Here is a 13060-nt window from a genome sequence, read left to right on the forward strand (position 1 = left end):
CGCGGGCGCGGGCGGGCCTGAGTACGGGTGCTCAGATCCCTTGCGGGGGTGCTGAGTAGGGGACCGGTACGACACCTCAGGCAAACGCCGCGCGGGCCGGATGTGCGCGGCACACTCCAGCCCCCCCGGCGTTCGAGGCGCGGGGTCCGGGGCGGAGCCCCGGGGAACGGGGAAAGGGCGGGGCGGGGAGACGGCTCCGCGCAGCGGCCCCGGGCCCCGGCTCAGCCCTACGAACCCGGCGGTAGCACGCCGAAGCGCTTCCGCAGGCGGGCCACGAGGCCGGAGCCGGGCCTCCCTTCGGCACCCGGGTCCGGGCCGGGACCGTTCCGGTGGGCCGCCGCCGGGCCGGCGGCGGCGCGGGCCGACAGGCGGTCGCGGAGGTCCGCCGGGAGCTCCCCGGCGAAGTGGCGCAGCAGTTCCGACGCCAGTTCCGGGGCGTCCGGATCGGCGGGCGGGGCGTCGGCGGCCGACCGCGCCAGGACGTCCCGGGTGCCCGCCCGGCGGTGGAGCGGGGCGCCCGTCGTGGCCAGGAGCAGGAGGGCCTCCACGGGGGTCGGGGGCTCGTCGGCCCAGACCAGCCGCATCCCCGTGCGCAGCACCAGCGGCTCCGCGTACGGGGAGACGCCCGCCTCCCGCAGCAGGGTGTCCAGTGCCACGACCCGGTCCCCGTCGGGGCGTCCCCGAGCGCACATCCGCAGGTGCGGCAGCGCCTCGCCCGCGCCCAGCCGCAGCCCGCCGGGGGTGAACAACCGGGCCCCGGCCGCCGGTTCACCCGCCGCGAGGGCGTCCAGCCGGTCGAGTACGAGGGCCCGCAGCACCGGCAGCTGCGCCAGCACGGCCCGCATCTCCTCCCCGTACGCCCCCTCCGGGTTCGTGAACAGGGCCCACGCCAGCCTCCGGGCCGCCTGCGGGAGCAGCCCGGCCGTCTCGGTGCCGGCGGCGGCGGCCGACAGCAACAGCCGGGCCAGCACCGCCGGTTCGCCGCCGGAGTCGGCCACCGCCGCCCGCAGCTCCGACCCCGCCTCGGCCGCGAGCACGCCCCGCGCCTCGGCGTCCGGCTCCGCCGTGAGTGCGCCTCGGGCCCCCGCGTCCGGCGCCGCCACGAGCGCGCCTTGGGCCTCCGCGTCGGGCTTCGCCGTGAGTGCGCCTCGGGCCTCCGCGTCGGGGTCCGCCGTGAGCGCGCCCCGGGCTTCCGCGTCGGGCGCCCCCGTCAGCCGCTCCGCCTCGGCTGCCCCGCGCGGCCGCGGTGGCACCTCCGGGAGCGGGTGCGGCCGTATGCCGTCCAGTGCCTCCCCGTGCCCGGCGGCCCAGTCGGCCGCCGCCGTCCGGGCCGCCGCGTCCAGCGGCACTCCGGCCGCCAGCGCGAGCGCGGCCAGCGGTCCCGCCGCGTACGGCTCCGCGCGCAGCCGGCGCACCTGCGCGAACACGTCCGCCCGCCCGGCCGCCCAGACCGCGGCGGCCGTCCGCGCCCACAGCGCCGCCGGACCCCGGGGCGCGTCGGGGACGGGCCCCCGGGCGGTGTCGTACACCCGGTGCCGCCGGCCTCCGCCGTCCAGCACTCCGGCGTCCTGCGGCAGGACCCCGATCAGCCGATGCGGGGCGGACAGCGGCCGCCGCGTGTACGTGGTGAAGCCGAGCCCCTGCCCGCGCGCGTGCGGCAGCACCCCGCAGGCCAGCATGACCCACCGGGCCACGTCCGCCGGGTCCGCCTCCACCAGGACCACCCGCGGTGCGCCCGGCTCCTCCGCGGTCCGGCGCACGTCGTCGAAGAACGTGGCCAGCCACGGCCCCCGGGCGGCGACGAACTCCGCCATCGCGGCCCGGTCGTAGGGCCCCGGCGGCGGTATCCGGTCGAGCGCGGGCGGCGGCCCGTCCGCCGGGGTCCGCTCCCGCCACCCCGCCGAACCCCAGGCGGTGACCGGCAGGGCGCCCCGGGCCTCCCCGGGCAGGTGCACGGCGTGCGCGTGGAAGCCGGAGCCGGTGCGCACCGCCCGGGCCAGCAGCCGGCTGCCGTCCGACAGCACGCTGAGGCTGAGCGCCTCGGGGCAGCCGGAGCCCGGCGGCGGCTCGTACGCCAGGAGCGGCTCCGCCTCGCGCAGCAGCGCCGCGGACACCCCGGGCGTCACCGCGGTGAAGCCCGGCCCGCCCTCGTAGTGGAGCTGCGGAAGGCTCACGCGTCCCCTTCCGTCCCGCGGGCCCCGTCCACTGACGTCCCGTCAGGGTCTGTTGCGGGGCGCCCGTTTCCCCGTACCGTCGTTCCCCGTACCGTCGTTCCGCGATCCCTTTCCGGATCCGTTCCGCCCCCGGAGCGCACGGCATGCCCGGCCCCGATCCCCGCCATGCCCCGCGCCCCCCGTGCTGTGTGTGGGAGGTCATTCCACCAGATGTGCGGCCCGTTCGGGAGTTCCGCCCCCGGCGGCTTCCGTTCGCCCGCTGTACGGCCCGACGTCAGACAGGGATCTCCGTCCGGTACCCCGGGGCCGCTGTCCTTGGGGCGCCCGGCTCCCCCCTCCACCCCCAGAGGTCGTCACACCATGGCTGAACTGAACCGACGCAGGTTCCTCCAGATCGCGGGGGGCGCCGCCGCCGCCACGATGCTGGGCGAGAGCATCGCCCGCGCCGCCTCCATACCGGCGCAGGGCAGCACCGGAACCATCCAGGACATCGAGCACATCGTCGTCCTCATGCAGGAGAACCGGTCCTTCGACCAGTACTTCGGCACCATGAAGGGCGTCCGCGGCTTCGGGGACCCGCGCCCCGTGCTCCAGGACAACGGGAAGTCGGTCTTCTACCAGTCCAACGGCACGAAGGACATCCTGCCCTTCCACCCGCAGGTCAACGACCTCGGCATGCAGTTCGTCGAGGGCCTCAACCACGACTGGGCCGGCGGCCACCAGGCGTACAACAACGGCAAGTACGACAAGTGGGTGCCCGCCAAGACGACCACGACGATGGCGTACATGACCCGGAACGACATCCCGTTCCACTACGCCCTCGCCGACGCCTTCACCGTGTGCGACGCCTACCACTGCTCGTTCATCGGAGCCACCGACCCCAACCGCTACTACATGTGGACCGGCCACACCGGCAACGACGGCACCGGCGGCGGCCCCGTCCTCGGCAACCAGGAGGCGGGCTACGGCTGGAAGACCTACCCCGAACGCCTGGAAGCCGCCGGCGTCTCCTGGAAGGTCTACCAGGACGTCGGCGACGGCCTGAACGCCGCCGGCGGCTGGGGCTGGATCGGTGACGCCTTCCGCGGCAACTACGGTGACAACTCCCTGCTGTACTTCAACAGCTACCGCAATGCCCAGCCCGGGGACGCCCTGTACGAGAAGGCGCGCACCGGAACCAACGCCAAGGCGGGCGAGGGCTACTTCGACAAGCTGCGCGCGGACGTCGTCAACGGCACCCTGCCGCAGGTCTCCTGGATCGCGGCCCCCGAGGCCTTCAGCGAGCACCCGAACTGGCCGGTCAACTTCGGTGCCTGGTACATCTCCCAGGTCCTGGACGCGCTGACCGCCAACCCGGCGGTGTGGGCGAAGACGGCGTTCTTCATCACCTACGACGAGAACGACGGCTTCTTCGACCACGTCGTGCCCCCGTACCCGCCGGCCTCCTCCGCGTGGGGCCTGTCCACGGCGGACGTCACCCGCGACCTGTACGCCGGCGGCAACGGCTACACGGCCGGCCCCTACGGCCTGGGGCCGCGCGTCCCGATGATCGTGGTCTCCCCGTGGAGCAAGGGCGGCTACGTCTGCTCCGAGACCTTCGACCACACCTCGGTGATCCGCTTCATGGAGAAGCGCTTCGGGGTGCAGGAGCCCAACATCTCGCCCTGGCGCCGGGCCGTCTGCGGCGACCTGACCTCGGCGTTCGACTTCACCCGGGCCGACGCGGCCCCCGCGTCGCTGCCCTCCACCACCGGCTACGTCCCGGCGGACCACAACGCGCACCCCTCCTACCACCCGGTCCCGCCGGCGACGGGCACCCTGCCCCAGCAGGAGGCCGGCGCCAAGCCGACCCGCGCCCTGGGCTACAGCCCGTACGTGGACGGCGCGCGCACCGTCTCCACCGGCAAGTTCACCCTCACCTTCTCCTCGGGCCCCAAGCTCGGCGCCCACTTCCACAGCACCTCCGGCAACCGCACGGACGGCCCCTGGCCCTACACGGTCGAGGCGGGCAAGACCCTGTCGGACACCTGGAGCACCAGCAGCTCCACCGGCAACAAGATCGACCTCACGGTCTGGGGCCCCAACGGCTTCCTGCGCACCTGGAAGGGCCCGGCGAAGAAGGCCGGCCCGGAGGTCACGGCCCGCCACGCCGACACCACCGGCAACCTGGACCTGACCCTGACCAACGGCGGCTCGACCGCCGTCAACCTCACGGTCACCCACGCCTACGGCGGCGCCGCCCAGACCTTCAAGGTCAACCCGGGCGCCACGGTCCCGTTCACCGTCGACCTGCGCGCCTCGGGCCGCTGGTACGACGTGACGGTGGTCTCCGACGCGGACAGCACCTTCCTCCGCCGCTTCGCGGGCCACGTCGAGACGGGCGCCCCGGGCGTCTCGGACCCGGCGATCAGGACCGTCTGACCCGGTCGTCCGGCGTGCGCAGCAGCCGCCGCTCCAGGACCGCCAGGTCCGCGGGGCGGTGGCCGCGCGCGTGCCGGAGCAGCAGGTCCCGGGCCGTGTCGGGGACCCGCCGCCGCTTGGGGTGGCGGGTGGTGAACTCCTCGCTCGCGAAGAACCGCACGGCCCCCTCCAGCCCGGTCCGGTCCGTCTCCCGTACCGCCCAGGCCAGTTCCTCCGTGGGGACCCCGGCCAGCAGCCGGGCGGGGGCCCGTTCGGCGAGCAGCCACGCCGCGTCGCGGGGCTCCTGCCGTACGGCGCCCAGCCAGCCGAAGACCACCGCGTACGGCACCTCGCGTGGCGGGCCGGGTTCTTCCTCGCCCCCGGCCAGGGCCTGGGCGTACGCCCGCAGTCCCTCCGGCGCCGCCCCGGCCCACCGGGTCCGGTGCCGGGCCGGGATGCCGTCGGGCGACAGCGGGTCGAGGAGCCGGTTCGACTCGGGGGTGGGGTGGGCGGTCCCGTCGTCGTCCCCGCAGGAGCAGAAGACGACCCCCTTGGCGGCCGCGGCGGCGGCCCGCTGCTGCCCGATCCGCCGGACGGCGCGGACCTCGCGGATCTCGGCCGGGTCGCTGATCTCGTAGCTCCCGGGGTGGTGGGGGTGGCGGGCCCCGTCGGGGCGCGAGAAGGCCCCCATGACCAATGGCTTGCGGAGCGGTTCGGGCTGCACGGTGTGATCGTAGGGCCGGTGGGCAGAACGAACGGCGTCGGGATCCACACCACCGTCACCGAGGGAGAACGCATGGCCATCGCCCACCGCAGGATCGGCACCGGCCCCGTCCGCGTCATCGTGCTGCACGACTGGTTCGGGACCTCCGCCAACTGGGGCTCCGTGCTGGATTACCTGGACCCCGAAGGGTTCTCGTACGCCTTCCTCGACTACCGCGGCTACGGCGAGCGCCGCGACGTCCCCGGCCGCCACACCCTCCCCGAGATCGCCGACGACGTCCTCGAACTCGCCGACGCACTGGGCTGGGACACCTTCTCCCTCCTCGGCCACTCCATGGGCGGCAAGGCCGTCCAGCAGGTCCTGGTCCGCGCACCCGAGCGGATCGAGAAGCTGATCGGCCTCTGCCCGGTCCCGGCGGCGCCCTACGCGATGGACGACGCCACCCACGCCCTCTTCCACGGCGCCGCCGCGGACCCCGGAAAGCGCCGCGCCATCCTCGACCTCGTCACCGGCCATCGTGCGAGCGGCCACTGGCTGGACCGGATGGTGGCCCACTCCCTCGCCGTCTCCCGCCCCGAGGCCTTCGCCGGCTACCTCGACGACTGGCGGACCCGCGACCTGTCCTCCGCCGTCAAGGGCAACACGGTGCCCGTGCTCGTCCTCGTGGGGGAGTACGACCTCGCCCTCACCGCCGATGTGATGCGGGCCACCTGGCAGGCCTGGTACCCGGACTGCGGGATCGTCACGGTCCGCGGGGCCGGCCACTACCCGCCGCACGAGACCCCCGTGGCCTTCGTCACGGAGGTGGAGGCCTTCCTCCGCGCCTGAACGGCCGGGAGAACGCCCGTAGGGGGCACGAGGCGGACCTCGTACCCCCTACGGGAAGGAAAGGGTGAGTGACGGGACTCGAACCCGCGGCCACCTGGACCACAACCAGGTGCTCTACCAACTGAGCTACACCCACCACGAAGGGCGGCGGACCACCCGTTCGTCGTGCAAGCACAGCATAGCCGATCAGATGGGTGCTTCCGCGACGGCTTATCCGGCGGCCCGGCCGCCGTCCGGGCTCGCCGCCGTACAGGCTGCCCGGCAGCACCCACACGGCGTCGAACCGGGCCGGCGCCCGGCGGCCGCCTGCGCCAGGGCCTCCCCGGTCGGGATCCGGCAGGCGTCCAGGACCGGACCCTCGCGGGCGGCCGGCGCGTCGTGGGACTCCACGGGCGGGGACGGCCGCCGACCAGGGCGATCCGTGCGACCACCCCGACGGACGGGACACCGGGCGGCCGACGGCCGGGGCCGCCCGGACGACGACGGACGGGAAGCCGGGAGCGCGGCGGCGGAGGAGGGAGCGGTCGGGGCGGCGGCCTGCGCGGTGGCCGCGCCGATCATCCTCGGGGCCGGGGCCGGGGCCGGGGCCGGGGCCGGGGCCGGGGCCGACGCCCGGCGCCCCGGGCCCGCCGCCTCGCCTCCTTTTCCGCCGCCGCCCGGGAACCCGGCTCACCCCAGGCCGCGTCTCCCGGCACATCGCCGCCGGCTCCCGCCCGGGTACCCCTTCGCCCGGCGGGCCGCAGTCCGGCTGGACGGCCTCGTCGATGTCCGTCGGCTCGACGCCCCCGATGCCGGCCTGCCGCTGACCCCCGCCCGCGGCTTCGCACGCGCGGCCCTGCGCCGCGACCTGTGCGCCCTCGGCGCCGCCGGGTACGGTCGGCTCCTGCTGCCCCGCCGCACGCGCAACCTTCGGCGAGGGCCCGCCCCGGCGCGGCGGTCGCCGTACCGCTCGGCGCCCCGTGCCTGGTGCACCGTACGGAGCTCCTCGCGCCCGGCGCGGCCGCTGCGCTCGCCGCACGCCTCACGGCAGGATCCCCCGTATGACCACCACACCGCACCCCGAGGCCGCCCCCGCCCACCCCGGCCCGGCCCCCTTCACCACCGATGACTACGCCGCCCGCATGGCCACCGCCGCCCGGGCCGCGGCCGACGCCGGACTCGCCGGCCTGCTCATCGCCCCCGGCCCCGACCTCACCCACCTCACCGGATACCGCCCCACCGCCGAGACCGAACGGCTCACCCTGCTCGTCCTCGCCGCCGGCCGGGACCCCGTCCTCGTCGTCCCCGCCCTGGAGGCCCCCGACGCCGCCAAGGCCCCCGGCGCCGGCGCCCTCACCCTGCGCGACTGGACCGACGGCAAGGACCCGTACGCCCTCACCGCCCCGCTCCTCGACGTCAGCGGCCGCTTCGGCGTCAGCGACAACACCTGGGCCCTCCACCTCCTCGGCCTGCAGAAGGAGTCGCCCACCACCTCCTACACCCCGCTCACCGAGGCCCTGCCCATGCTCCGCGCCGTCAAGGACGACCGCGAACTCGCCCGCCTCGCCGCCGCCGGAGCCGCCGCCGACGCCGCCTACGCGCAGATCCTCCACGTCCCCTTCACCGGCCGCCGCGAAAGCGACGTCGCCGCCGACCTCGCCGGCCTGCTCCGCGCACACGGCCACTCCCAGGTCGACTTCACCGTCGTCGGCTCCGGCCCCAACGGCGCCAACCCGCACCACGAGGCCGGCGACCGCGTCATCCGGCGCGGCGACATGGTCGTCCTCGACTTCGGCGGCCTCAAGCACGGCTACGGCTCCGACATCTCCCGCACCGTCCACGTCGGGGAACCCACCGCCGAGGAACAGCGCGTCCACGACATCGTCCGCGAGGCCCAGCAGGCCGGCTTCGCGGCCGTCCGCCCCGGCGCCGCCTGCCAGGACGTCGACCGCGCCGCCCGCGCCGTCATCACCGAATTCGGCTACGGCGACCGCTTCATCCACCGCACCGGCCACGGCATCGGCGTCACCACCCACGAACCGCCGTACATGGTCGAGGGCGAGGAGCAGTCCCTCGTCCCCGGCATGTGCTTCTCCGTCGAGCCCGGCGTCTACCTCCCCGGCCGCTTCGGCGTCCGCATCGAGGACATCGTCACCGTCACACAGGACGGCGGCCGCCGCCTCAACGAGGCCCCCCGGGAGCTGGCGATCGTGGAGTAACCCCCCTCGCAGCGGGCCTCACGGACCCAGCACCACCGCCGACTCGCCCGGAACGTGCAGGCGCCCGTCGGGCCCCGGGTGCTCCACCGGCTCCCACGAGGCCAGCACCCGCACCCCGTTGCGGCCCAGCGCCACCGTCACCGACTCCGTCCCCAGGTTCACCACCACCCGGACGTCACCCCGCCGGAACGTCAGCCACCGCCGCTCCTCGTCGAAGGCGACCCGGACCGCCGCCAGGTCCGGGTCGCGCAGGTCCGGCTGCGAACGACGCAGCCGGATCAGCGTCCGGTACCACTCCAGCAGCCAGGCGTGCGACTCCCGCTCCGGCTCCGCCCAGTCCAGGCACGACCGCTCCCGGGTCGCCGGATCCTGCGGGTCCGGCACTTCTTCCGCCTTCCAGCCGTGCTCCGCGAACTCCCGGCGCCGGCCGTTGCGCACCGCCTCCGCCAGCCCCGGGTCCTGGTGGTCGGTGAAGTACTGCCAGGGCGTCCCCGCCCCCCACTCCTCGCCCATGAACAGCATCGGGACGAACGGCCCCGTCAGGGCCAGCGTCGCCGCGCAGGCCAGCAGCCCGGGGGAGAGGGACGCCGACAGCCGGTCCCCCAGCGCCCGGTTGCCGACCTGGTCGTGGGTCTGGGAGTAGCCCAGGAAGCGGTGCGCCGGGGTGCGGCGGCGGTCCACCGGCCGGCCGTGGGAGCGGCCACGGAAGGAGGACCAGGTGCCGTCGTGGAAGAACCCCCGGGTCAGCGTCTTGGCCACGGCGCCGAGCGGAGCGACGGCGAAGTCGGCGTAGTAGCCCTGGGACTCCCCGGTCAGCGCGGCGTGCAGCGCGTGGTGGAAGTCGTCGTTCCACTGCGCGTGCAGACCGAGACCGCCGGAGGGCCGCGGCGTGGTCAGGCGCGGGTCGCACTGGTCGGACTCGGCGATCAGGAACAGCGGCCGCGCCGACTCGGCGGCCAGCGCGTCCACCGCCGCCGAGAGCTCCTCCAGGAACGACAGCGCCCGCCCGTCGGCCAGCGCGTGCACGGCGTCCAGCCGCAGCCCGTCGATCCGGTAGTCCCGCAGCCAGGCCAGGGCGCTCCCGATCAGGTACGCCCGCACCTCGTCGGAACCCGGCGCGTCCAGGTTCACCGCCGCGCCCCACGGCGTGTGGTGGGTGTCGGTGAAGTACGGGCCGAAGGCGGGGAGGTGGTTGCCGGAGGGGCCCAGGTGGTTGTGGACCACGTCCAGCACGACCCCGAGGCCCGCCGCGTGCGCCGCCTCCACGAACCGGGCCAGCCCCGCCGGCCCCCCGTACGGTTCGTGCACCGCCCAGGGCGCCACCCCGTCGTAGCCCCAGCCGTGCCGGCCCGGGAAGGGACAGACCGGCATCAGCTCCACGTGCGTCACGCCCAGCGAGGTCAGGTGCCCCAGGCGGGCGGCCGCCGCGTCGAAGGTGCCCTCGGGAGTGAAGGTGCCGACGTGCAGCTCGTACAGCACCGCGTCCTGGAGCGGGAGGCGCGGGGACGCCGTGCGGGGGGTGAGCGCCTCGAAGTCGACCACGGCGGACAGGCCGTCCGTACCGTCCGGCAGCCGCCGCCCGCGCGGGTCCGGGCGGACGACGGGATCGTCGCCGAGCTGGAACCCGTACCGGTCGCCGTCGCCCGCCGGGGCCTGCGCCGTCCACCAGCCCGCGCGGCCGGGCGACGGATCGGGCGTCATCTCGTAAGCGGTGTCACCGAGTCGCACGGCGACCCGGCCTGTCAGCGGTGCCCACACCTCGAACTGCACGGACGGTCCCCTTGTTCTCGGTCGATCCGGTCGATCCGGTCGGATCCGGCGGCGTCGTTCAGCATGCGTATCGTGCCCATCATTCCGGGCCCGCCGGGGGAGTTCTGGACACTCCGCACCCGACGGGCCGACAATCACCCTGTGACGTCCGGTTTCGAGTTCCCCGCCCACCCCGCCCCGCGGCTGTCCGACGCGGAACGGGACCGGGCGCTGGACCGGCTCAGGGAAGGCGCCGCCCTCGGGAAGCTGTCGCACGACACCTTCCTGCGCCGCATGGAACTCGCGCTGGTCGCCCGCCGCTCGGAGGACCTGGCCGTGCTGCTGGCCGACCTCCAGACCCGCGAGGGACCGCTCGGCCCCGAAACCCCCTGGACGCACCGGCTGTTCGGCTGGGTGGGGCGCGCCTCGGCCGTCTCGGCGGGGGTCCGGCGGGCCTGGCAGGTCGAACGGCTGCCGAAGCTGCTGCTCCCGCACCCGGCCGCCGGCCCCCTGCGGATCGGCCGCGACCCCGGCAACGGCCTGCGGCTCAGCCACGACACCGTCTCGCGGGCCCACGCGGAGCTGAGCCTGAGGGACGGCGTGTGGCTGCTCAAGGACCTCGGCTCCACCAACGGCACCACCGTCAACGGCCGCCGGGTCACCGGGGCGGCCGTGGTGCGGGTCGGGGACCAGGTGGGGTTCGGGCGGATGAGCTTCCGGCTGACGGCCGGCTGACGGTCGCCGCGCCGCCCGCCGCCCGCCGCCCGCCGCGCGGCGGGCGGAGGGCGGAGGGCAGGATGTCCTCCCATGGACCACGACTCCCGCATCCGGCCGGCCCGGCCCGACGACCTCCCCCGCCTCGTCGAACTCATCCACGAGCACGTCGCCTACGAGAAGGCGGCCCCCCGGCCGGCGGGCCTCGCCGAGCGCCTCGGGTCCCGGCTGTTCGCCGAAGGCGCCCCGCTGTGGGTGCTGCTCGCCGAGACCCCCGACGGCACGGTGGCGGGATACGCCGCCTGCTCGGAGGAGTTCGCGTTCTGGGACGCGTCCCCCTACCTCCACATGGACTGCCTCTACCTGGCGGAGGAGGCCCGCGGCCACGGCCTCGGCGCCGCCCTGATGGCGGCCGTGGCGGACCTCGCCCGGGAGCGGGGCCTCGACCACGTCGAGTGGCAGACCCCGGACTGGAACGAGGGCGCGATCCGCTTCTACGACCGCCTGGGCGCCGGCGGCCGGGCCAAGCGCCGCTACGCCTGGCCCGTCTGAAGACACCGGTGGGCGGCGAGGACCGTCCGCGCCTGGTGCTCCACCTGCGTGGCCACCGGCACCGGACGGGCCCGGAACCGGGCCGAGAACTCCTCGGACCACCCCGTCACCAGCCGGTCCAGCCCCGGCGCCGCCGGATGCCCCTGCGCCCGCACCACCCGCCACAGCATGGCGGCGGCCCGCAGCGGCAGGCGCCGCCCGAAGGCGTCCAGGCTCGCCAGGGCGGCCGTGGTCGTCCCGGAAGGCGTCCCCGAGGCCGTCCACCCGGCGGTGACCTGCGGGATGAGCCACAGCGTCCAGTCCACCGCCCGCAGCAGCGCGGCGGCGTCCGGGTCCGCCGCCCCGACCCCCTCGCGCAGCTCGGCGACCCGCGCCGCGTCCCCGTCCAGCCGCCCGGCCAGCATCCGCAGGGCGCCCCGCGGGTCCGGGTGCGGGGCGGGGTCGTCCACCAGGTCGGAGGCCCACATGGGCACCTCGACGATCGCGGTGGTGGTCCCGCCGTGGCACCAGGTGCTCAGCCGCGTGTCCTCGGAGTGGGAGCCGATGGCCCCCGCGCGGGGCATCACGAAGATCCCCGGACCGGGCGAGGCCCACCCGGCGGCGTCGGAGGCCCCGGTCTCCACCGGGATCCGCAGCTCGGCGGCCGACTTCCCGAACGGCTCGGCCAGCCCGGGCAGGTCCCGGGTGAGCTGCACCCACGAACCCCCGAGGTCCGTACCGTGCAGGGAGACCTGGAGGACGGGACGCAGCTCGTCGATCAGCCCGGTCAGCGCCACGGCCTCCGGCGGGAGCCGGTCCGGGGGCAGCAACGACGGCGCCCACTCGGGCTGTTCGGGGCCGGGCGGCCGGTAGAAGTGCCGGTGGTAGTCGAGCACGGAGGAGGGGAGCGGGGTGCGGTGCAGCTCGGCGCCGTCGGGGTCGGCGCAGAGCAGGAAGTGCCACCCCGTCCCGCCGCCCGGGGCCCCGGCCGCCCGCCGCGCGAGGTCCAGCGCGGTGGCCCCGCCGACGGGCTCGTTGGCGTGCGCCCCGGCGACGACCAGCACCTCCCGCCCCCGGCCCCCGCGCCCGTCGACGGAGAGCACCCACAGCGGCCGCCCGCCCCGCGACTCCCCGACCTGACGCAGCCGCACCCGGCCGGGGTACTCGTCGGCCATCGCCCGTGCGGCCAGGGCGAGTTCGTGCGGGGCGGGATAGCGCATGTCACGGAGGAGGCTCACCCCCATGCCATGCCCGCCACACGCCTGCCCTACTGCACCCAAACGTCTGTGCCGGTCCCCTGCGGGGGGCGGGGGACCGAGGGGGCGGGGTGCTGCGGGGGCGGGGGTCCGCGGGGGCGGGAGAGGACAGCCGGTCGGGACCCGCAGGGGTCGGGGTGTCACCTGGGCGGTCTCAGAGATCGGTTGGGGCTTTCCCGTCAGTCTCATCGTCCTTCCGTGTCGGGCCGGCCTGTCAAGGGCGCTCCTTCGTCGCGTCGCTGCGCGATGGCCTTCGGCCACCCTTGACAGGCCGTCCCGCCACGGAAAAACGAAGACTGCCGGGAAACCCCCAAAGAAACGGGACGGATGTACCTGAGACATCCGGCCGTGTCAGGGAGCAGGCGAGGTCGTCGGGGGCCGCCTGACCGGGCATCCGGCCCCCGCGCGAGCGCAAGCGGGGCCGACCCACGCGTCAGATCGCTACGCGCTCCTCCCGGCTTAGCGTCCGCCGTCCGTCTGGGGCTG

General features: G+C 75.7%; 9 protein-coding genes and 1 tRNA gene. 5 read left to right on the forward strand and 5 right to left on the reverse strand.

Going from position 1 to position 13060, the window contains the following annotated elements:
* Window positions 1-227: 227 nt before the first annotated feature.
* A complete protein-coding gene (locus tag ACZ5NJ_RS24030) occupies window positions 228-2174 on the reverse strand; it encodes a GTPase-associated protein 1-related protein (protein ID WP_468767236.1) in 1947 nt (648 codons plus the stop codon).
* 360 nt (window positions 2175-2534) lie between these two features.
* Between ACZ5NJ_RS24030 and ACZ5NJ_RS24035 the strand changes: the two genes are divergently transcribed.
* Window positions 2535-4595, forward strand: coding sequence for a phosphocholine-specific phospholipase C (locus ACZ5NJ_RS24035; protein WP_468767237.1), 2061 nt, complete (start codon window positions 2535-2537; stop codon window positions 4593-4595).
* Here the strand turns inward: ACZ5NJ_RS24035 and ACZ5NJ_RS24040 are convergent.
* On the reverse strand, window positions 4582-5298 hold the full coding sequence (locus ACZ5NJ_RS24040; RefSeq protein WP_468767238.1) for a hypothetical protein: 717 nt from the start codon (window positions 5296-5298) through the stop codon (window positions 4582-4584). The two genes, ACZ5NJ_RS24035 and ACZ5NJ_RS24040, sit on opposite strands and share 14 nt — an antisense overlap.
* Before the next feature lie 18 nt (window positions 5299-5316).
* Between ACZ5NJ_RS24040 and ACZ5NJ_RS24045 the strand changes: the two genes are divergently transcribed.
* A complete protein-coding gene (locus ACZ5NJ_RS24045; protein ID WP_468767239.1) occupies window positions 5317-6126 on the forward strand; it encodes an alpha/beta fold hydrolase in 810 nt (269 codons plus the stop codon).
* Between the two features lie 63 nt (window positions 6127-6189).
* On the opposite strand, the gene ACZ5NJ_RS24050 is transcribed toward ACZ5NJ_RS24045, so the two are convergent.
* Window positions 6190-6262 (reverse strand) — tRNA-His (locus ACZ5NJ_RS24050).
* A 904-nt stretch (window positions 6263-7166) separates the two neighbouring features.
* Between ACZ5NJ_RS24050 and ACZ5NJ_RS24055 the strand changes: the two genes are divergently transcribed.
* A complete protein-coding gene (locus tag ACZ5NJ_RS24055) occupies window positions 7167-8324 on the forward strand; it encodes a M24 family metallopeptidase (RefSeq protein WP_468767240.1) in 1158 nt (385 codons plus the stop codon).
* Between the two features lie 18 nt (window positions 8325-8342).
* Here the strand turns inward: ACZ5NJ_RS24055 and treZ are convergent, their stop codons facing one another.
* Window positions 8343-10094, reverse strand: a complete 1752-nt coding sequence (gene treZ / locus ACZ5NJ_RS24060) for a malto-oligosyltrehalose trehalohydrolase (protein ID WP_468767241.1) — start codon at window positions 10092-10094, stop codon at window positions 8343-8345.
* A 141-nt stretch (window positions 10095-10235) separates the two neighbouring features.
* Between treZ and ACZ5NJ_RS24065 the strand changes: the two genes are divergently transcribed.
* Window positions 10236-10808, forward strand: a complete 573-nt coding sequence (locus ACZ5NJ_RS24065) for an FHA domain-containing protein (RefSeq protein ID WP_468767242.1) — start codon at window positions 10236-10238, stop codon at window positions 10806-10808.
* 72 nt (window positions 10809-10880) lie between these two features.
* Window positions 10881-11339: a GNAT family N-acetyltransferase gene (locus tag ACZ5NJ_RS24070; protein ID WP_468767243.1), complete on the forward strand. Its 459-nt coding sequence runs from the start codon at window positions 10881-10883 to the stop codon at window positions 11337-11339.
* Here ACZ5NJ_RS24070 and ACZ5NJ_RS24075 read toward each other — a convergent pair.
* Complete coding sequence (locus ACZ5NJ_RS24075) at window positions 11321-12538, reverse strand: M14 family zinc carboxypeptidase (protein WP_468767244.1); 1218 nt, start codon at window positions 12536-12538, stop codon at window positions 11321-11323. The two genes, ACZ5NJ_RS24070 and ACZ5NJ_RS24075, sit on opposite strands and share 19 nt — an antisense overlap.
* Between the last annotated feature and the right edge of the window lie 522 nt (window positions 12539-13060).

This window comes from Streptomyces sp. NPDC032091 (assembly GCF_055580265.1).

Excerpts from the sequence above, each read along its gene's own strand:
- ACZ5NJ_RS24075 (WP_468767244.1), bottom strand. The coding sequence starts at position 12,538 with ATGCGCTATCCCGCCCCGCACGAACTCGCCCTGGCCGCACGGGCGATG.
- ACZ5NJ_RS24035 (WP_468767237.1), top strand. The coding sequence starts at position 2,535 with ATGGCTGAACTGAACCGACGCAGGTTCCTCCAGATCGCGGGGGGCGCC.
- ACZ5NJ_RS24070 (WP_468767243.1), top strand. The coding sequence starts at position 10,881 with ATGGACCACGACTCCCGCATCCGGCCGGCCCGGCCCGACGACCTCCCC.
- ACZ5NJ_RS24055 (WP_468767240.1), top strand. The coding sequence starts at position 7,167 with ATGACCACCACACCGCACCCCGAGGCCGCCCCCGCCCACCCCGGCCCG.